This window comes from Ruegeria sp. ABV3_008 (assembly GCF_056161185.1).
Genome location: NZ_JBSWYP010000005.1, coordinates 134,514 through 155,301, shown reverse-complemented (window position 1 = coordinate 155,301; position 20,788 = coordinate 134,514). Strand labels below are relative to the sequence as shown.

Genomic DNA, 20,788 nt, shown 5'->3' with positions numbered 1-20,788 from the left:
TTCCTAGCTGTTTGCAAGGCGCAGTTCGGCTACGAAATCGTAGGCATCACCGCGATAGACAGAGCGGGTGAATTCCACCACCCGTCGATTGGACAGGAACGAGGTCCGCACGATCCGCAGCCCGGCCACGCCAGGCTCGACGCCCAGAACGGCGGCATCGTTGGCCTCAAGGTTGATCGCTGAAATTCGCTGCATGGCGCGCACCGGGCGGTTGCCGTCGCGTTCCAGCACCTCGTAGAGCGAGGATGTTACGCCTTCTGGATGCGGCAGGATATCGACCGGCAGGGCCGCGTGCTCAATCGCCATTGGCTTGTCATTGGCCATGCGCAGGCGCGACAGCCGCGCCACCTCTTCGCCCGAGGACAGGGCCAGCGCCATGACCTCTTCGGGTGAGGGTGTGTGGATGCCACGGTCCAGCCACTCGCTGGTCGAATCCAGCCCCCGACGGGTCATGTCTTCGGTAAAAGAGGTCAGCAGAGACAGCGATTGTTCGACCCGAGGCGTTCCGTCCGCCACGAAACTGCCCGAGCCCTGACGCTGCACGATGATGCCACGCTCGACCAAATCCTGCAGCGCGCGCCGGACGGTAACACGGGACAGGCCGGTCAGATGGGCCATCTCACGCTCGCCAGGTAGCGGGGCGCTTTCGGCCAGAACACCGGCCTCGATGCTTTGTTCAAGTCGCTTGCGCAACCGCACGTAAAGAGGGCCTGTGGCCTCCTGTAGCCAGTCGGCAGATTTCAGGAATGTCTCGATAGTGTCGCTCATCAGCCCGCCCCTACCTTTGCCCGCTCGGCCAGGTGACGCGCCAGGATCAGGGCACCGTCAAGCGGCGAGCCCTTGGCCTCGGTCATGCAGGCCTGCATGTGAAGCGGCAGATAGTCTGCGTAATGCGGTGCGACCCCGCCGATCATGCAAACGGGCGATTCGTCGGTGTGACCAAGTGCACGCAGCCCTTGCGCCAGATAGTCGGCCCCGCCTTGCATCAGTTCCTGCGCCACGGGATCGCCACCAGCCGCAGCCGCGATGATCTCGGGGGCGAGGCCTGCGAAATCCGAGGGGTTCGCCTGGCCAACAAACGCAACGATTTGCATGGGATCGTCGTCATATTCCGCGCTGATTTTTCGGGTCAGCGCGCTGTGCGGTTGAATGCCGTCCATCGCCAATAGAACGCGTTGCAGCAGCTGAACGCCTAACCAGTTGCCCGAGGCCTGATCGCCGATCAAAGCTCCGTAGCCGCCAATAAACTGCGTTCGCCCATCGGCCTGACGGGCCAGAAAGGATCCCGTTCCAACGCCGATCACAGAACCGTCCTGCGCGCCCAACGCGCCCACAACCGCCGATCTGCGATCATCTTCGACCTCGACGATCCGCGAGGGAAGGCTGCGCGCAACCTCCGACGCCGCAACGGCATCCGTCACCCCAGCCAGTCCCGCGTAGGTCGGAATCTCGGCCAGATGCGCTCGGGGCAATTGCGCCTTATCGGCCAAGGCCTGCAGCCCCTCATCGAGGGTGCGCAGCGCTTTCTGACGATCCGAGAAGGCATTGGCACTACCCAATGTCACCTCGACCCGACCGTCAGGTGTGACCATCGCGAACCGGCATTTTGTGCCACCGCCGTCGATTGCAATCAGGTATTGGAAGGACTCATCCATATAGATACCTTTAGGATACCTTTTGCCGAAAAAAAAGACCTCAGCTTATAGAAACTGAGAATTGCCGGCCAAATCGGGGGTTTTTAGCATATTTTTCCAAGGAGAGGTAGACAAAAGGTATTATATAGGTATTACTCTCATCTGGGGAGGAATCAAATGCTGCCGCAAACGGAAATGCTGCGCGACGAGGTCGAAGGGCTTGACCTCCGGCCAGATGTCGACATCCTTGACTATCTGCTTGAGGCGCAGAAGGCAGCATTGGGTGGGCTTGACGGTTGCTTGGATGCCCTCTCAGAGGGGGCTGCTATTCTTACGGATACGGTGCGTCAGGGCGGCAAGATTTACTACGCTGCGGCCGGTTCCTCGGGCCTGATGGGGCTGGCGGACGGTGCTGAATTATCCGGAACCTTTGGCCTTTCGCCTGAGTCCATGGCGATCTGCATGGCAGGCGGGGTGCCACAGGGCGCGGCGATGCCCGGTCATACCGAAGATGATGAAACTGCGGCGCAAACTGTGGCGGCCAAGGTACAACCGAGTGACGCTGTAATCGCCCTTTCCGCCAGTGGCAGCACGCCCTATGCCGTCGAATTCGCCCGTCATGCGCGCGCGCAGGGTGCCAAGGTCATCGGGATCGCCAACAACGCAGAGGCCCCGCTGTTCGACTACGTGGATTGCGCCGTTCACCTGAACACGCCACCCGAACCCATCGCTGGCTCAACGCGCCTTGGGGCCGCGACGGCGCAGAAAGTGGCTCTGAATATGATGTCCACGCTGATGGGCATTCGCCTTGGCCACGTCCATGACGGGATGATGATCAACGTCATCGCCGACAACCATAAACTGCGGCAACGCGCCGAAGGGATCGTTGGAAAAATCGCCGGGGTTTCGGCAGAGCAGGCCAGTGCTGCGCTTACGCAGGCGTCCGGTAACGTGAAACGGGCAATCTTGCTGGCCGCGGGCGCCGACAGCCCGGACCGGGCCGAGGCGCTTTTGGCGCAATCTGATGGCCACCTGCGCCCAGCGCTAAAACAACTTTAAAACCAAACAAAATATCAAGGGAGAAAAGACCATGAAGAAGATATCACTAAGCGCCGTTTTGCTGGCGTCGTCGGCCCTTGCAGGCGCCGCCTATGCCGAAACGGTTCTGACTATCGAAAGCTGGCGCAATGACGATCTGGCGCTGTGGCAGGAAAAGATCATCCCTGCGTTTGAGGCGCAGAACCCGGATATCAAAATCCGATTCACGCCCTCGGCCCCTGCAGAATACAACGCGGCCCTGAACGCCAAACTGGATGCCGGGTCGGCCGGAGACCTGATCACCTGCCGTCCGTTCGATACCTCGCTTGGTCTTTATGAGGCCGGTCACCTGACGGATCTGTCCGATTTGGGCGGCATGGCCAATTTCTCGGACGTGGCAAAATCTGCGTGGCAGACCGATGACGGCGCGGCGACCTTCTGCGTTCCCATGGCCTCGGTGATCCATGGATTTATCTACAACAAGGACGCCTTCAACGAGCTGGGTATCGAAGTCCCGACAACCGAGGCTGAGTTCTTCGCTGCGCTCGACAAGATCAAAGAGGACGGCACCTATATTCCAATGGCCATGGGCACCAATGACCAGTGGGAAGCGGCCACCATGGGCTACAATAATATCGGCCCGAACTATTGGAAAGGTGAAGAGGGGCGTCTGGCTCTGATCGAAGGCTCACAGAAGCTGACGGATGAGGCATGGGTCGCGCCCTATCGCCAATTGGCGAAATGGGGTGACTATATGGGCGATGGGTTCGAAGCCCAGACCTATCCGGACAGCCAGAACCTGTTCACTCTGGGCCGCGCAGCCGTATATCCGGCAGGCAGCTGGGAGATCAGCGGTTTCAACAATCTGGCCGACTTCGAAATGGGTGCGTTCAAACCTCCGGTCCAAAATGCGGGCGATGAGTGCTATATCTCGGACCACACCGATATCGCCATCGGCCTGAACGCAGCCTCGCCCAACGCTGAGGCCGCACGCACCTTCCTGGATTGGGTCGGCTCGGAAGAGTTCGCAACCATCTACGCCAACGCCCTGCCCGGCTTCTTCTCGCTGTCGAGCTTTGACGTCGCGATGGACGACCCGCTGGCGCAGGAATTCGTAAGCTGGCGTGGCGAGTGTGGCTCGACCATCCGCTCGACCTACCAGATCCTGTCGCGCGGCACGCCGAACCTTGAGAACGAGACCTGGAACGCCTCGGCTCAGGTCATCAAGGGCGAAGAAAGCCCCGAGGACGCGGGGCAGCGCCTGCAGGATGGCCTCGCCTCCTGGTACGCACCGCACCAATAACCACTCACGAAACCAACGGGTCCGGCCTTCGGGCCGGACCCACCCAGAACAATCGAGGCACAAGATGGGCAACAGCCGGATCAAATGGCACATAGTGGTGTTCCTTGCACCCGCCGTGCTGGTTTACACCGCCGTGATGATCCTGCCGCTGTTCAACACGCTGCGGCTGGCGCTTTATACCGAGGTCGATCAATCCCGCGTCTTTGTCGGGCTGGACAATTTCCGTACCCTGTTCGGCGATCCCTTATGGTCGGATGCGTTCTGGAACGCCCTCGGCAACAATTTCTGGTTCTTTTTCATTCACATGCTGGTGCAGAACCCCATCGGCATCGCGCTGGCTGCAATGCTCAGCCATCCGCGGCTGAGGTTTGCGGCCTTCTACCGCTCGGCCATCTTCATTCCGACAATCCTGTCTTTCGTGATCGTTGGCTTTGCCTGGAAACTGATCCTGTCGCCGATCTGGGGCATCGCGCCAGACATGCTGGCCGCTGTCGGCCTGAAATCCCTCTACGCTCCGTGGTTGGGGAAAGAGGAATATGCCCTAACAACTTTGGCGCTTGTGTCGGTCTGGCAGTTCGTCGGTATCCCGATGATGCTGATCTATGCCGCCCTGCTTTCAATCCCAGAAGAAATCCTTGAGGCCGCCGAGGTCGAAGGCATAACCGGCATGGCCGCCTTCTGGAAGATCAAACTGCCGCTGATCCTGCCGTCAATCGGCATCATCTCGATCCTAACCTTCGTGGGGAATTTCAACGCGTTTGACCTGATCTATGCCGCGCAAGGCGCGCTGGCGGGGCCCGATTTCTCGACGGATATTCTGGGCACCTTCATGTACCGCACCTTCTTCGGGTTCCAGTTGCAGCTTGGCGATCCGCATATGGGCTCGGCCATTGCGACGGGGATGTTTGCGATCATCCTAACCGGCGTCTGTGTCTATCTGTTCCTGATCCAGACCCGCATCCGCCGGTATCAGTTCTGAGGGTGGTAAGATGAACAAAGCCCGCAGAAACCCGTTCAATATCGCCGCCATGCATGGCGCGCTGATCCTGTACACCCTGATCGCGCTGTTCCCGGTCTTTGTGATCATGATTAACAGCTTCAAATCGCGCAAAGCGATCTTTCGTGAGCCGCTGGCCCTGCCGGATGCCGAGACATTCTCGATGATCGGCTATCAGACGGTAATGAAACAGGGGGATTTCTTCCTCTACTTCCAGAACTCGATGATCGTTACGGTGGTGTCGCTGTTCTTCATCCTGCTGTTCGGCGCAATGGCGGCCTTTGCCCTGAGCGAGTATCGCTTTCGCGGCAATACCCTGATGGGCCTCTATCTGGCCTTGGGCATCATGATCCCGATCCGCATCGGCACGGTCGCCATCCTCGAGATGATGGTCGCGACCGGGTTGGTGAATACGCTGATGGCCCTGATCCTTGTCTACACCGCGCAGGGCCTGCCACTGGCCGTCTTTATCTTGTCCGAGTTCATGCGGCAGGTCAGCGACGATCTGAAAAACGCGGGCCGCATTGATGGTCTCAGCGAATACACAATCTTCTTCCGTCTGGTTCTACCGCTTGTGCGTCCGGCGATGGCGACAGTTGCCGTGTTCAACATGATCCCGATCTGGAATGATCTGTGGTTCCCGCTGATCCTGGCCCCAGCCGAGGAAACCAAGACGCTGACGCTGGGCAGTCAGGTCTTCATCGGGCAGTTCGTCACTGACTGGAACGCGGTTCTGTCGGCGCTCAGCATGGCGATCCTGCCGGTCATGGTTCTCTATGTCATCTTCTCGCGGCAATTGATCCGCGGCATCACTTCGGGGGCGGTTAAATGATCCGAGTCCTTATCGCAGGTCTGGGCAATATGGGCCTCAGCCACGCGCTGGCGCATCACCATCGTCCCGACGCGCAGATTGTTGGGTTGGTCAATCGCTCGGGCCGGGTCGATAAGTCGGAGTTGCAGGGCTACCCCGCCTTCTCGGACTTCCACACCGCTCTGGCCGAAACCGCGCCTGATCTAGTGGTTATCGCGACCTATTCCGACAGCCACGCTGATTATGCCTGCGCTGCGATGGAGGCGGGCGCGCATGTGTTTGTCGAAAAACCTCTGGCCACCACGGTCGAGGATGCGCGCCGCGTTGTCGCCAAAGCGGCCGAAACGGGACGCAAACTGGTGATCGGCTATATCCTGCGCCACCACCCCTCGTGGATGCGTTTGATCTCTGAGGCGCGTGGCTTGGGCGGCCCCTACGTGTTCCGCCTGAACCTCAACCAGCAATCCACCGGCCCGACTTGGGAGACGCATAAGGCACTGATGCAGACCACCTCGCCCATCGTCGATTGTGGCGTCCACTACGTGGATGTGATGTGCCAGATTACCGACGCCCTGCCCGTTCGGGTCAATGGCATGGGCCTGCGCCTGTCGGATGAGATTGCGCCGGACATGTACAATTACGGACAGTTCCAGGTGGTGTTCGCGGACGGTTCGGTCGGCTGGTACGAGGCCGGATGGGGTCCAATGATGTCGGAAACCGCGTTCTTCGTAAAAGACATCGTCTCGCCCAATGGGGCCGTTTCGATCACCGAAGGCAACAAGGGCGCCTCGGACGATGTGGACGGGCACACCAAAGTGGGCGGCATTCTTGTGCATCGCTCGGATGGAGACACTCTGATCGAAATGGACGGCGAGCCGGGCCATCAGGAGCTGTGCGATGCAGAGCAAGCCTACATACTGCGCGCCATCGCCGAGGATATCGACCTGACCCGCCATATGAGCGACGCGGTGCAATCCCTGCGGATCTGTCTGGCGGCCGATGAAAGCATTCGAACCGGGCAACCGGTTGACCTGAAGGAGGCGTGACGTGACCGCCCTGAAGCTGAGCAAAGTGTGTAAATCCTTCGGGCCGGTTGAGGTGCTGAAGAACATCGACCTGACCGTCGAGGAGAACGAATTCGTGGTCTTCGTTGGCCCCTCGGGCTGCGGGAAATCGACCTTATTGCGGGTGATTGCGGGGTTGGAGGATGCGACCTCGGGCACGGTTGAAATCGACGGCGAACAGGTCAACACAGTGCCCCCGGCGAAACGGGGGCTTGCGATGGTGTTCCAGTCCTACGCGCTCTACCCGCATCTCACGGTGCGTGGGAATATGGCGCTGGGGCTGAAACAGGCCGGGCACCCGAAGGATGAAATCTCGCGCCGCATTTCCGAGGCCAGCCGGATGCTGTCGCTTGATGACTACCTGGAGCGTCGCCCTGCCGAGCTATCAGGCGGCCAGCGGCAACGCGTCGCCATCGGGCGCGCGATTGTGCGCAACCCGAAACTGTTCCTATTTGATGAGCCGCTGTCCAATCTGGACGCCGCCCTGCGCCTGAACACACGGGTCGAGATCGCCAATCTGCACCGCCAGATTGACGCCAGCATGATCTACGTGACCCACGATCAGACCGAGGCGATGACACTCGCCGATAAGATCGTGGTTCTGCGCGACGGGCGCGTGGAGCAGATCGGCAGCCCGATGGACCTCTACAACAACCCCGCCAACCGCTTTGTGGCCGAGTTCATTGGCTCGCCCGCGATGAACTTTGTCCCGGCGGATATGATCGGCGGCCCAAAGGGCACCTATTTCGGCATCCGCCCGGAATATGCCACCCATTCTGAAACCGGGGCCCTATCCGGCACCGTGGTGCATGTGGAAAACCTGGGTGCGGATACGAATATTATGGTCGACATCGGAACCGGAAAACCCTTCACCATCCGCGCCTTCGGCCAGCACAGGGTTGAGCCGGGCGCACGGACAGGGATCGCATTCGACCAGGCCAACGTCCTCGCTTTTGGCGAGGATGGGCAGAGACTTTAGCGCTACGCGTCTTCCCCAAGCTCTTTGACGGCGGCCAAGAGGCGGGCGATTTCCTGTTCTGTGTTGTAGTGACAGAAGGAAATGCGGATGCAGTCCGATAGCCCCAATGGCCCCAGCACATTGCCCGAGTAATGGTCGGCCTTGCGCGTATGGGTTCGAATGCCCTGCTGATTCAGCGTCTCGACCACATCTTCGGATGCTTTGCCTTCGACCACAATCGACACCAGCCCCTCACGCGCTGGGTTGTCGGCCCCGGCCAGAATGGTGACGTGGTCCATATCGCGCAAACCCGGCAGGTTGCCGGTGCCGTTGATTGCGGTGTTGGTCAGATGGGTTTCATAGGCATGAATGGCACGACCCGCAGCCTCAATCCGCGCGCGCGGGTCGGTCTCGCCCGATACTTCCCCGCCCAACCAGTCGAAATAAGACACCACATCCGAGACCGTCGCGTAAGAACCCGTATCGCGGGTGCCGAACTCCCACCCTGTCGCGGGGGCGTCGATCAGCATGTCGTGCGGCGTATGGGTGAGACGGTCAGAGATCCATGCAATCCCGTATCCGTGGCGCGAGAACACTTTGTAAGGTGAGATCGCATAGCCGTCGATGTTGTAGGCATCCAGATCCAGCTGCCCATGGGCCGCGTGCTGGATGCCGTCGACGATGATCATGCAATCCGGCGCAACCGCCCGGATCGCGGCCGAGATTGCGGTCACATCCATACCCATACCCGTCACCGGTGAGGCATGCAGGATCGTCGCTACGGCCACATCTGGGGTCAAAAGTGCGGTGTAGTCCTCAGCCGTGACCAGACCGGTATCGCTGTCGTGAGGCACGTTCACATAGTCGAGCCCGGCAATCTCGGCCCAGCGGCGCGCGGCGCTGCGGGTGGCCGGGTGCTCGATGGAGGAGCCGATCACTTTGGCCCCTTTGGGTGCGGCCAGACAGGCGGTACGGATCATGCGGAACAACAGCTCAGTCCCGCTTTCGCCTGCAAAGAACTGGCCGCCTGAGGCGTTCATGAACACTCCCAGATCCTGTTTGGCCTTGTTGATCACATTCTGCGTACCCTGCCCCGCAGGGTTGATACGGCCCGGATTGTCCGGGATCGCCGCATAGAAAGCCGAGGTCTCTGCCACCGATTTCAGCGTCAGGGCGCCGCCTGCATTCTCAAAGAAAATGCGTTCGCCCTGAAACGGGCACGTGTCAACATGGGCGAACCTGTCGCGAATAGCATCAATAAGCGCGGGGTTGTCTTGGATCATGAGTCAGTCCTGTGGAAAGTCGATGCGTTCGGACCGCTTGCACAGGCGTGCCGAACAGATCGAATTCAAACACCGGTTTTGTCTTCATGACAAGAAAAAGGGCCGGTTGAAACAACCGGCCCTTCTGCGTCAGTTGAACCGAGGGATCAGTTCGAACCGGCGTTCAGCTTTTCGTTCTGCTCGCGCAGCGTGTCCGAGATGATGGCGTACCACTCGCCAGACTGGCGCATCTCGTTCAGACCTTTGTTCATCATCGCGATGTATTCGCGGGCAAACGGGTTCGAACGGTGGGCCATGAAGCTCATCGACGAGAGAGTCGAAACATAGGGGTTCTCGACGATATCGTCCGATGTCAAACCCATGTCATTCATGGTTGAGGCAAACAGCTCAACCTCGAATGCAGCAACGTCTGCTGTGCCGGTGAGAACGGCATCCAGGCATTCACGCGCTGAGTTGGGATGAATCAGGTTCAGATTTTTGCCGTTCAGGCCAACTTCTTCCAGAACAACCATGCTCCAACCCGCCATACGGCAAAGGGTTGCGCCTTCGAGATCCGAAAACTCTGTTGCGGCGGCGTATTCGCTTTCGGGCAGCGTGAAGAAGCCACCAACAACGTCGTAGATCGGAACAGACGCCACGAACTGCGTGCAGCGGGCTTCGGTTGCCTCAGACCACTCATAGGAACGGTTTGTACAGTCGGGCAGCGTCCAGGCGATCGAGATGTCGAATGCGCCCAACGGCAGTAGAGTGTCCAGGTGCGAGGACCAGTCATCCACGAAGCTGACCGAGAAGTCGCGGCTGTTGCCGGCACGCTGCAGGCTGGTCGTTGCCAGACGGGTCATGATGCCGCCACCGCTCAGAGATTCTGTCGTGAACGGTTCCCAGCCGTTGCCCGCAACCAGTTTGATCGGCGGTGCATAGACGTTCGACCGTTTCACGCTGGCCGCACGCTGTTCTTCTGCCGCGATGATTTCCTGTGCCGACTGACCGTTGGGCAGGCTTCCATCCTCACACGGCAGAGCCAAGACCAGGCCGGGCTCTAGCGAATTGGGGTTGGTGATCTCGTTGCGGTTCGCGTTGAAGATCGGCTGATAGTTCGACGTGCCATAGGCTGCGATGGCGATGGTTGCCATCGTGTCGCCGTCCTGCACGGTGTAGTTGGAACAGGCTTCCTGCGCTGCTGCAGCACCTGCGGAGAGTGTGAGGACGGCGGTTGCCGTCATCACTTTGGTATTGAGTTTTTCTCTTAGCATTTTTTATTCCTCCCATAAGTTGGAATGTGGAGATGAGGTTTTAGTTGATTGCGTCTAGCAGTCTTTCATTATGCTCATTCAGGCTATCCGAGATGATGGCGTACCATTCCCCGGTTTCACGCATTTCGTTCAGGCCCTTGTTCATCAGGGCAAGGTATCTTTGACCCTGAGGATTGGACCGGTGAGTAATGAAGCGAAGCGACGACAGCGTCGAGACATAGGGGTTCTCGACCAGGTCGTTGGCATTCAGGCCCATTTCGCTCATGGCGTCTGCGAACAGCTGCAATTCGAACGTCGCGATGTCAGCCGTTCCAGTGATGACCGCATCCAGGCATTCCCGTGCGGTGGCGGGCTGCACAACAGTCATCGTATCGTCGCGCAGCAAACCTTCTTGTTCCAGATCGTGCAGAGGCCAGCCTTCCATACGGCAGATCGTGGCGCCGTGCAGGTCGTCAAAGCTGGTGGCGCCAGCGTATTTGCCTTCGGGCACGCTGTAGAAACCGAACACAATGTCATAGACCGGGGCCGAGGCGTGGAACTGCGTGCAGCGGACCTCGGTCTCCCATGACCATTCATAGCTGCGGTTGGTGCAGTCGGGGATGTTCCAGGCCATCGATACATCGAACGCACCCAGCGGCAGCAGGGTTTCGATATGCGAGTTCCAGTCATCCACAAAGCTGATCGAGAATTGCTCGTTATTGCCACCACGCTGCAGCGTTGTGGTGCCCAGACGGGTAATGAACCCACCACCGTTCAGGGTTTCATCCGCGAACGGAGCCCAGCCATTGCCGGTCACCAGTTTGATCGGCCGTTTGAACGCACTGCTCTGCGCAGAGTTTGCAAAACGTTCCTGCTGTGCCGCGATGATGTCGCTTGCGCTCTGGCCGTTTGGCAGGTTTCCGTCCTCACAAGGCAGGACCAGAGACAGCCCGGGATCCAGCGCGTTGGGGTTGCTGATCGCATCGCGGTTCGCGTTGAAAATGGGCTGGTAATTGGACGTGCCATACGCGGTCAACGCGATGGACGCCATGGTATCGCCGTCCTGTACGGTATAATTCGTACAGGCTTGTTGGGCGGCAGCGGCTCCGGCACTGACCGTCAATACGGCAGCGGTTGTCAACGCAACATTATGGAGCGTGAAGTTGGGCATTCGGTGTTTTCTCCAGATAAAATTTGAGATGGCTTTTCAGTTTTCTCAGCCGTTTTCCATTTGATAGCGAAGAGCGGAAGAGACGATGTCTCGCCATTCGCCGGATTGCTGCATGATCGCCAGACCCTTGTTGAGCGTTTCCAGAATCGCTTCTCCGTCCGGGTTGTCCTTGTGCGTCATGACATTCAGCGACTTGATCGCCGCCAAATTCGGGTTCTCGACAATGCGGTGTTCATAGCCAAGCCGACCGATGGCTCCGTCGGCTAGGTGCGCTTCGATTGCGACAATGTCGGCCTCGCCCGTCATCACCGCCTCAAAGCACTCGTCCGGCGATTCCGGGCGCAGCAAGGTGATGATCGGCTCGTACAGGCTGACCGCATCCATGTGCGACAGCGACCAACCTTCGGGGCGGCAGATCGTGGTGCCAGCGAAATCAGCGTAGCTCAGCGCTTCGACATAGCTTGTGCCTTCGCGGGCGAAGAACGTGTCGACCACTTCGTAGAATGGGTTCGAGAAGTTGTAGGTCTCACAGCGGTTGCGGTCGTTTTCGGACAGCGCCGCAGGTTCTTCGCAATTCGGACGCGACCAGGGGAAAGTTCCGTCAAACGCAAGTGTCGGCATCAGCAGATCCAGATGCGAATTCCAGTCGTTGACGAACTGAATCTTGTAGGCCTGCTCGGGCGCGGCGCGCAGCATCGCGGTTTCCACCAGATGCGTATATAGGCCACGGTGCGGCAGAGCTTCGTCGGTGAAGGGTTGATAGTCGCCACCGGTGATCAATAGCACCTGACGGTCGCGCACCTCAGGGCGTTCGCCCGTACCGGCGTCGCGGATCAGGGCGGCGCCTTCGGCGCGTGCGGCCTCGATTTCCTCACGCGCGGCGGCCTTTGCTTCAACCACGGCCTGTTCACTGACCTGCTTGGCCTCAGCTTCGGCGGCAGCCACTCGGGCTTCGGCCTCGGCGATCGCCTGTTCTGCACGCTCTTCGGCAGCTTTGACCAGCTCGGCAGCCATTTCGGCGGCTAGACGCTCGGCCTCGGTATCAGCGAGAACCGGAGTACGACCGATATCTTCAAGGCAGGGCATTGCCAGCACGTCACCGACCCGAATGATGTTCGGATTGGATCCAATCACATCGCGGTTGGCGTCAAAAATGATGCGGAAATCTTCCGTCGCATAGACCTGAATCGCCAGCTCTCGCAGACTGTCGCCGCGCTGAATCTCGTAGTTCGAGCACGCCTCTTGCGCGGATGCTGCACCTGTAGCCGCCGCCAAGGCCAGGCTCGATATGATCAATGTGTTTTTCATGGGTCCCGTTGCTTTGCCTTATTATTGTTTCGCAAGTTTCACGACTGCGATTGAGAGATTGTCTTGATCAGGGTTGTTCTTCTCCAGCACTGCCTGTTGCAGTGCCTCTGCGATTTCTTGCGCTAGTGCCTGCGCGTGGCTGCCTACGACCGCCTGAAGCTCGTCATCGGTCAGGGTCTGCAGGCCGTCACTGCCCAGGATGAGGATGTCCGCTGCCGTCATTGCCAGCGGATCTTCCGGGCAATCCACTTTGGGAATCGCACCGCCCATGATGACCGAGGTTAGCTGATTGCGGTCCGGATGAGACCGCGCTTGCGCTTCGGTCAGCGTGCCGTCGGCAACCTGCGCGTCGATCATCGGCGCCATGGAGTGGTCTTCGTTGATCTGCATCAGCGCACCGTCCCGAAACAGGTAGAGCGGGCTGTCGCCAATCGAAATCCAGAACAGACGCTGCCCCAACAGCAAGGTGCCCAGCAAGGTGGACCCCATGTTGCAGCCTTCGCCCTGTTCTTCATTGCGGTTCGAAATCAATGCGTTGGCCTGCATGGCCGCCAATGGCAGTGCATCTATCGCCGCGCGTTCTGACAGGGTGTCGCTTTCCAGCTCGGTGTCCAACGCCTCGCGCCAGGCAGCGACAACGAGGCTTGAGGCGACCTCACCGGCCTCATGCCCGCCCATACCGTCAGCAATCACCACATAGCCTGCATCCGTCGCGTCGAACATACGCGAAGCGATAGCATCCTCCTGCGTGTCCCGCTGACCCTGGTTCAGGATCAGCGCAACGTCATATGCCGGAGTCGCGAGCATCTATCAGGAATCCCGCCAATCAAAACCTTCGTCGCAGAAGGCCATGAAACGGATCGAGGTTTCGCTGATGCGGATCAGGTCGCCATTGGACAGCGCCACGGTGCTGAGGACCGGCTTGCCATTCAGGCGCACCAGATTGGCCTTGCCGCCGTGACCCAGATAGCATTTGCGATCTTCAGGGTCATAGGCAATCACGGCATGGTTGCTGCGCGAGATGCCGGTGTCGCCGAAATCCAGCTGGATGGCCTGATCATCATTGCGACCGATCTGCATCAGACCTTCCGTGAGGGTGATGCTGGATCCACGGCCGGGGCCCTGGGTGACAACCAGCCAACCCACCGGGAAGGTCTCTTGCGCGGCTTCGGTTTTGGCGACCGGCGCGGCGGTTTCGATCAGGTCCTGAACGTGGGTATCTGCGCGTTCGAAGCCCAGGAAAGTGGTCTTCACGCGCGAACGGCGGTCCTCGGCTGGGGCCGGAGTTGGCACTGGAGTCGGTGTCGGCTCAACCGCTGCGGCCTGCACTTCGGGTTCGGGCTGCGGTTCAGGCTGCGGTGCGGGGGCTTCCGCCACCGGCTCCTGAACTTCGACCTCAGACTCGACCGGCGCGGCGGTCGGTTCCGGAGTGGGTTCGACTGCGACAGGTTCAACCGCTTCGGGCTCTGCCACTTCGACCTCATCCTGAACCGGCGCTTCGACCCGCTCGTCTTCGGACAGATGCAGGGTCACGATCTGCTCATCGGCATCCGGCTCGTCAATCGCTACTTCCTCGGCCACCTCTTCAGTCACCGGAGCCTCTTCTGCGAAGATCGACGTCTCTTCCTCGGTGCCCTCGGCCACGTCTTCGGCATCCGAAAACTCGGGCATCTCGCCTTCGGCGGTCAGCTCATCCTCTACATCATAGGTCTCTTCATACGCCTCAGAGGCCAGATTGCCGCCGCCCAGCGCCGCGCGCAGCGCGTTAAAATCCGCAATCGGTTCGGGCTTTTCCTCGGCCGGGGCTGCTGCCTCAGTCGTTTCTTCTTCTTTGGTTTTGCCGGCACCTTCTAGAAGCCGGCTGAGAGGGCTTTTGTATTTGAACATGGTGTCGACACCTTCAACTTGTTGGCACGCAATTCTGTGCCGTTTCGCTACCCGCACCACGCATGTCCGCGCTGCGGTCTTCAATCTTGAAACCAGGAAACTTTTTACCTTTCTGCGCCGGGCCGGATCCCGTCAGGGTGGCTATCTTTCGGGGGCCACCCTCAGCAAACACACGCTGGCAGATTACGTTCGAACCGGTCTGATCACTCCTGCGCAAGAGGCATGGTTGCGTTGGCATCTGCACCGTTGCGCGATACCGCAAACCGCGCCTGAGGCTGTTCACCCGACACCAGATCCGCCAGAACCGCATCGAGGCTTTCCGGTACTTCGAACGAAAGCCCTGTTTCGGCCTCGCTGACCAGCACATCCCCGGTTTGCAAGCTGCCCGACGCACCCTCGGGCACCTCTGTCACAACTGTCTGCCAACCACCGGCCCCATTGCCGTTGACGCTAAAGCCGTAGCCGTTTTCCAACCCGATCGTGCGGAATGCAGGCAGCGCCAGCAATCCGTTCTGCGCCCGTGTCTCACCCAGAGGACGGTAGCGCGCAGCTACGCGCAGATACCCGTCGGGATCCACCTGCAAGTTCTCAAGCACCTGTGCCGCAAACGAGGCATCGTCGCGCACCGGCTTGCCGTTCAAGGTAAAGATGGTGGCTCCACGCTGAACCCAATCGCCGATCACCGACATATCCTGATTGGCATCCACACCCGTGATCGAGAACATATTGCCGGTCGAGGCGCGACGGCGGGAGGTGTCAAACGGAACCTCAACATCCCAATGCGAGAACGCCACCTGAGCCTCGGCCAGATTGACCGGAGCTGCCGGGGCCTCAGCCTCAGGCGCGGTCACTTCGGGCGCGGCTGCCGTTTCTTCGGGTGCAACTGCTGTTTCTTCGGGCGCGGCTGCGGTTTCTTCGGGCGTTGCTTCTTCGGTCACCGTTTCTGCGGGGGCTGCTTCTGTGGCGACCGTCTCCGCAGTTTCAACCGGTTCCTGCTCGACAGGCTGCACTGCAGCGCTGACCTGTTCCAGTTCCTGTGAAGGCTCTTCTGTTTGGGCCGCTCCGACCGCCGCTGTTTCGGTTTCCACTGCTGCGGTTGCGGGTTCCGTCGCTTCCGTCGCAGGGGCCGCTGCCGCTGTCTCGACCTTGTCCGCATCACTGGACATCATCACATACCCACCTGCAGCCAGAGCGATGGCCACAACAGCCACACCTGCCAACAGCTTTCCATTGCCGCTCGATCCGTTTTTGACAACCGTATCAACGGCAACCGCTGGTTCTTCGCGGGGCGAGAGCTTGGTCAGATCCTCTGAGGCCTTGTCCTCATTGCCCATGACAATGTCGGAATTGCCCGCCAACAAAGCGGTCACAACCGCCTCGGCATTTTCGCTTTCGGCCTTGATCCGGGCTTTCTCGGCCTCTTTGTCCTCACGGTCCATACCAACGATGACCGAAACCGGACGATAGGCGAATGTATCAAACATCACCCCCGGCCCGCGGAACATGCGCAGCCAGTCCAGCGCCGATTGCAGACGGTCGGTGGCGTGAACCTCCATCGCCTTGTCGATCGCTTCTAGGAAACCTTCGGGATAGCCTTCGAACCGACCGGTCAGCTGGGAATAGGGATCTTCTTGTCCGTTGTTGAACGCGTTCAGGCGGCTTTGACCATCGATCGGACGCTCACCGCTGATCGCGTGATACAGCGTTGCCGCAAGCACATAGAGGTCGCTGCTGGGGCCTTGCTCAGCGCCGCGCACATAGAATTCATGGGGCGAGTAGCCATCCTTGATCACCCGCAGCGTCAACAGCGCCGCCGACTTGTTCGCCGCCTGCTCGCGCGCAGCGCCAAAGTCGATCAGAACCGGATCACCATTCTCGTCGATCAGGATGTTGTCGGGGGAAATGTCCCGGTGCAGCATGCCGCTCTGATGGATGAACGAGACCGCCGACAGCATCTTTTCGGTCACCTGAACGATGAAGTCAGGGCCGCTTTCGTTCTCGGGCTTGTCCATGTAGTCCAGCAGGTCGCACCCGCGGATCAGGTCCATGGCGATGTAAGCGGTGTTGTTGTCCTCAAACACCTGATGCACATCGACGATGTTTGGATGCACCAGCCGCGCGTGGTTACGCGCTTCCTGGATAAAGAGGTCCACGATCGCGCGCAGGTCTTCGGAGTAGGACGGATCAGCGGCTTCGACCAGGTCTCCATCGCGACGGCAGAGCGCGCCGGGGAAACACTCTTTGATAACCACGTCCCGCTCCAGGCTGTCACGGGCCAGATAGGTGATTCCGAAGCCACCATTGCTGAGATAGCTCAGGATTTCATACTGCCCCCGCAGGAGCTTGGCTCCGGGTTGCAGACCTTCAATTTTTGGTTCGTCGTGCGATGCACCGACAGCCTGGTTATGGCTCATTTCAATCCGCCCGTATTTCTCAAATCGCGGCACAGAAAACTGGGCAATCAGCCCGCGAACTCATAACCAAAAACAACCGCAGGACACTTAAGTCCGGTTAGACGTTTCAAATTTGACTTTATTGGGGCCGCCTCATGGCTTCACTATGGATCGTATTTCCCCTAAATCAACATATAGTGTTGAACCCATCTTGCAATCATATATGTGGTGAATTCACATATATGATTCGAAAACTGAATCGACCAAAACAAGCGGTTGGTCTACGAATTCGAAACAATAGGGAATCGTTTTGGACAGGCCTCGAATCGCCGCAGTGCAGCTCAATTTCAGGTGGAGAGCGTCAGGTTCCGGTCTTGGACTGCTCGGTCGCCACAGTGCTACCAGCCCAGGCGAGGTTGTCGCTCAGCTGCGCCAGAATGCTGATGGCATCACGCAGAGGCGCATCTCCGCTTTCGAATTGCAGCAGCAGTAGAAGGTCGGTGGCCTTTTCGAACTCACCGGGAATCCAGTCCGCTTCGGGGTCGATCTCGCCGCCCTGTTCCAGGCGTTCGGCAAAATCCTCAACGATTTCCTGACAGCTTTGCAGGAACGCGGCCGGTTCGATATCCGAGGATTCACGCAGGTCCTCATAGATGCTGGCAATCGCGGCCAGCCAGTCTTCGAGGATCGGGTTGTTCAACGGTGGCAGGGCCGATCCGAGCGCAGCTTGAACCGAAGGGCTTTCGGTCTCCGGCTCTGGCTCGGGGCCAGCGAGAGTTTCCAGAAATGGCTGGAACAGCTCGGCAATGTCTTTGCGGGCTGCGTTCAGGTCCTGCATCCGACGAGCGGAAGCCGCCTCGAGCACCTTCTCGGCCAGATTCTGACCGCCGCAGTTTTCCCACAGATCAAAATCTGGTTCAGGCTCTTGCGCCATAGCTTTCACAGCGACAGGCGTACCGATTGGAACCACGGCGTTGAAAAGGCCTTCTTTTTCCTTGTTCAACCGGGCAAGCACGCGGTCCAGAGCATCACGGACGTGAGGCAAATCGGTATGCGTTACGGCCAGCAGACTGTTGTCGCGCAATTCCTGCGGGACCTGTGCCCAAAGATGACGCTCGGTCTCGCGCCAGGCGTTTGTGCCGTTGGTACACCAGATGGCGCAGTCCACGAAACGAAGCAGGTCGAGCGTTGGTTTATATGTCTCGTCAAGCGCGCCCGAGCCGGGCAAATCGAACAACGAGATCTCGCGCAGCGCGGGCGTGTTCAACCCGACCGAAATGAAGTCAGGCTTATCTTCGGCCGCTTTCTCCAGCACGATCCCCGAGTAAGTCTTGGGCTCCTTGTCCCACCAGCCGACGGTGGTTTCAGGCGCATCCGCAAAGGCAACGATCACGAGGGGCAGCTTCAGATGCTGAGGGCCGATGGGCAGGATATCCGCCCCGGCCAGCATATTGGCGAGGCTAGACTTACCCGCCCCGAATTCCCCGGCAAACCCGATATTGACCGCGTTGGACAGACGCTCGGCATGGGCCAGAGCCTTCGCGCGCATATCCTCCAGCGCCGAATCCATTGGCAGGGATTCGGTTGCGTTCAGAAAGCGCTCAAGCTGCCTGACGTCCTGTTCGGTTCCGGGAAATTCGATCATTCCGCTGCCTTTGCTTGTCCTTCATCCGCGCGCACCGGGGCGAACACCGTTTCCAGTTCATCGGCGATGCGACGGGCCCGATCGAACGCATCCTGCGCTTCGGCCTGAGCATTAGTTTCACCCGAACCGGTCCGGTGTTCAAGATAGCCGCCCAACAGCGCCACATAGTGGTCCAGAACCGTTTTCAGCCGCTCCATCATGTTTTCACGCGCCGTGTCGATCAGATCATCCCCGATCAGTTCGAATTCCTGCACAATCATCCGCTCTGCGCGCGTGACGACGCTTCTGCGCGAAATCAGGCGCGACAGCCAGTTCACCCGCAACTCCACCGTTATACCGCGGGTCAGCGCCGTCGAGTCCGGACGGAACCACCGCACCGCGCTGGTGTTCATGCGGTTGTCGAAGGGATCCTGCCATCCGGGCAAGGCGCGCAGGGCCGCGTTGGCCTGCATGTCGATCGCGTAAAGCTCGCTCAGCATGCGCTGGCGGACGACCTGCGTGGCCCCCTGGATCAACTCGCGCATCCGGTCGCGCAGAGGGGTAAAGTTCAGCTCGGTCTCAGCACCTTTGGCCAGCAGAGGCGAATTGCCATCCGGGCCACGCACCACGGCCGAGACCGCCTCGGCCACCGTGTCATCCATGACGCCGCGCAGATTGGCCAACACGTCGTCCATGTCGCGCGTCATCACCTCGGTCTTGTCGGCAACAAGCGCCCTGAGTTCGCCAAGCGTCTTGTTGTTTTCGTCCAGATCGACTGTGGTCGAGCCATCCTCGGACTCCAGCGCGCGCAGCTCGGCCTGCGACCTTTCCAATTCGCCTTGCGCGAAACTGTTCAAATGCTGCCACGCCATCCGCAGCTGTTCGCTACGCGGTCCGTCGGCCAAGGCCTGCGTCACATGCCGCCGCAGATCCGGAAGACCCGAAGCGATCATGGCAGCAAAGCGCAGCACGCCTTCGCGGCTGATAGGGCCGGGGCCTTGCTTTATCTCTTCCACACCGTCCAGATACTGCTTCATCTGCTCGGGATGGGCGCGCAGCCAGGCCAGGACGTCATCGTGATTGACGCCGGTCTCATCCCCGGTAAGCGCGTAATGCGCCCATTGGGCACTGCCCATCAGCACATCAATGTCCGAGTTCCCCAGCGCTTGTTCCAGACCGTCTAGAACATCACTACGAACCTTGCCCGCATCCTCGGCCCCGCCGCCCAGCTCATCCACACGGTTGATAAAGACGACGATCTGGCCCAGCTCTAGCGCCTGCATCAGACGGAACAGCTTCAGATCAGCCCGTGACAAAGCCTGATGCGCGGACAGAACCACCACAAAGAAATCGGATTCCTTGAGGTACTGGCGCGAGATTTCCTCGCGGATCAGCAGCGGGTCGTTGACGCCCGGCGTGTCGGTAACGGTCAGCGGAAACGGGAAATGGCCGATGTCGAAGTAAACCTCGGCCTTGCGAGTAATATCGCTGTAAAGACCCCGATCCGAGCCGGGGTCGTGGGTTTCGCTATCGCTCGGATCATCGCCCGCGCAGACATAGCGGGCCAGATCGTCCGAGTTCAGGTCTTCCAGATCGTGGTGCTGACCCAACAACTGTTCGTAGCTGTCGCCCAGGCGCAGACGGGCGCGGGTTTTCATCGCCTCGACCTGCTCTTCGATCATCTCGCGCTTATAGCTGTCCTCTTCATCGGGGAACATGTTGCGCAGCTCTTCACCCTCGGCGATCAAGGCCTGCCACTGGTGATTGTCGAAGAAGTGGAACTCTGCCCCTTCGGTGCGGCCCGAAGGATGGCCGAAATGCATATCGGTGATCACCGTCGTCCACGGGTTCACATCCGAGGGCAGGTATTCGGCCTGCCCTGTGAAGCCATTGATCAAACGCGATTTTCCCGCCTTGATCTGCCCAACAAAGGCGATCGACGGTTTCAACCCCGAAAGGTCTCCAACAATTCGCGAGATGAACTGACGGGTTTCGTCATTGCTTGTCTCGTTCATGTCTTCGGCGATGCGAATAAGCTCGCGGCGACTGGTTTCACTCATAAATTTTTACCCTGGTAACAAGAAA

The 20,788-nt window shown here is 59.4% G+C and carries 17 protein-coding genes; 6 read left to right on the top strand and 11 right to left on the bottom strand.

Features of this window, described 5'->3' with window-relative positions:
* Positions 1–3: 3 nt before the first annotated feature.
* Both ACXAH8_RS10965 and ACXAH8_RS10960 read right to left on the bottom strand, forming a co-directional pair.
* Positions 4–768: a GntR family transcriptional regulator gene (locus tag ACXAH8_RS10965; protein WP_475218320.1), complete on the bottom strand. Its 765-nt coding sequence runs from the start codon at positions 766–768 to the stop codon at positions 4–6.
* Positions 768–1,655, bottom strand: coding sequence for a glucosamine kinase nucleotide-binding domain-containing protein (locus ACXAH8_RS10960; protein ID WP_475218318.1), 888 nt, complete (start codon positions 1,653–1,655; stop codon positions 768–770). Before ACXAH8_RS10960 ends, ACXAH8_RS10965 begins: the two co-directional genes overlap by 1 nt.
* Before the next feature lie 156 nt (positions 1,656–1,811).
* Between ACXAH8_RS10960 and ACXAH8_RS10955 the strand changes: the two genes are divergently transcribed.
* From ACXAH8_RS10955 to ACXAH8_RS10930, 6 genes are all read left to right on the top strand, one after another.
* Positions 1,812–2,693 carry an N-acetylmuramic acid 6-phosphate etherase gene (locus ACXAH8_RS10955; protein WP_475218316.1) on the top strand — a complete coding sequence of 294 codons (882 nt, stop codon included), beginning with the start codon at positions 1,812–1,814 and terminating at the stop codon, positions 2,691–2,693.
* A 31-nt stretch (positions 2,694–2,724) separates the two neighbouring features.
* Positions 2,725–3,975: an ABC transporter substrate-binding protein gene (locus tag ACXAH8_RS10950; RefSeq protein ID WP_170638116.1), complete on the top strand. Its 1,251-nt coding sequence runs from the start codon at positions 2,725–2,727 to the stop codon at positions 3,973–3,975.
* Between the two features lie 64 nt (positions 3,976–4,039).
* The gene (locus tag ACXAH8_RS10945) at positions 4,040–4,954 is read left to right on the top strand and encodes a carbohydrate ABC transporter permease (protein ID WP_170459957.1); all 915 of its coding nucleotides are present in this window, start codon (positions 4,040–4,042) and stop codon (positions 4,952–4,954) included.
* A 10-nt stretch (positions 4,955–4,964) separates the two neighbouring features.
* Positions 4,965–5,804 (top strand): carbohydrate ABC transporter permease, encoded by an 840-nt coding sequence (locus ACXAH8_RS10940; RefSeq protein WP_475218310.1) that lies wholly within the window; start codon positions 4,965–4,967, stop codon positions 5,802–5,804.
* Positions 5,801–6,829, top strand: coding sequence for a Gfo/Idh/MocA family protein (locus ACXAH8_RS10935; RefSeq protein WP_475218307.1), 1,029 nt, complete (start codon positions 5,801–5,803; stop codon positions 6,827–6,829). The genes ACXAH8_RS10940 and ACXAH8_RS10935 overlap by 4 nt, the downstream gene beginning before the upstream one ends.
* Position 6,830: 1 nt before the next feature.
* Positions 6,831–7,826 carry an ABC transporter ATP-binding protein gene (locus tag ACXAH8_RS10930; RefSeq protein WP_475218305.1) on the top strand — a complete coding sequence of 332 codons (996 nt, stop codon included), beginning with the start codon at positions 6,831–6,833 and terminating at the stop codon, positions 7,824–7,826.
* A 2-nt stretch (positions 7,827–7,828) separates the two neighbouring features.
* On the opposite strand, the gene ACXAH8_RS10925 is transcribed toward ACXAH8_RS10930, so the two are convergent.
* The 9 genes from ACXAH8_RS10925 to ACXAH8_RS10885 form a co-directional block, all read right to left on the bottom strand.
* On the bottom strand, positions 7,829–9,088 hold the full coding sequence (locus ACXAH8_RS10925) for an aminotransferase class V-fold PLP-dependent enzyme (RefSeq protein WP_475218303.1): 1,260 nt from the start codon (positions 9,086–9,088) through the stop codon (positions 7,829–7,831).
* A 146-nt stretch (positions 9,089–9,234) separates the two neighbouring features.
* The gene (locus ACXAH8_RS10920) at positions 9,235–10,341 is read right to left on the bottom strand and encodes a LysM peptidoglycan-binding domain-containing protein (RefSeq protein WP_170471522.1); all 1,107 of its coding nucleotides are present in this window, start codon (positions 10,339–10,341) and stop codon (positions 9,235–9,237) included.
* A gap of 40 nt (positions 10,342–10,381) precedes the next feature.
* Positions 10,382–11,491 (bottom strand): LysM peptidoglycan-binding domain-containing protein, encoded by a 1,110-nt coding sequence (locus tag ACXAH8_RS10915; RefSeq protein ID WP_170375715.1) that lies wholly within the window; start codon positions 11,489–11,491, stop codon positions 10,382–10,384.
* A gap of 45 nt (positions 11,492–11,536) precedes the next feature.
* Positions 11,537–12,799, bottom strand: a complete 1,263-nt coding sequence (locus tag ACXAH8_RS10910; protein ID WP_170375717.1) for a transporter substrate-binding domain-containing protein — start codon at positions 12,797–12,799, stop codon at positions 11,537–11,539.
* Positions 12,800–12,820: 21 nt separating this feature from the next.
* Positions 12,821–13,606 carry a PP2C family protein-serine/threonine phosphatase gene (locus tag ACXAH8_RS10905; protein WP_475218299.1) on the bottom strand — a complete coding sequence of 262 codons (786 nt, stop codon included), beginning with the start codon at positions 13,604–13,606 and terminating at the stop codon, positions 12,821–12,823.
* 3 nt (positions 13,607–13,609) lie between these two features.
* A complete protein-coding gene (locus ACXAH8_RS10900; protein ID WP_475218297.1) occupies positions 13,610–14,686 on the bottom strand; it encodes an FHA domain-containing protein in 1,077 nt (358 codons plus the stop codon).
* Between the two features lie 203 nt (positions 14,687–14,889).
* Positions 14,890–17,100, bottom strand: coding sequence for a protein kinase domain-containing protein (locus ACXAH8_RS10895; RefSeq protein ID WP_475218295.1), 2,211 nt, complete (start codon positions 17,098–17,100; stop codon positions 14,890–14,892).
* A 340-nt stretch (positions 17,101–17,440) separates the two neighbouring features.
* Positions 17,441–18,724, bottom strand: coding sequence for a dynamin family protein (locus tag ACXAH8_RS10890; RefSeq protein WP_475218293.1), 1,284 nt, complete (start codon positions 18,722–18,724; stop codon positions 17,441–17,443).
* Complete coding sequence (locus ACXAH8_RS10885; RefSeq protein ID WP_475218291.1) at positions 18,721–20,763, bottom strand: dynamin family protein; 2,043 nt, start codon at positions 20,761–20,763, stop codon at positions 18,721–18,723. Before ACXAH8_RS10885 ends, ACXAH8_RS10890 begins: the two co-directional genes overlap by 4 nt.
* Positions 20,764–20,788 lie beyond the last annotated feature (25 nt).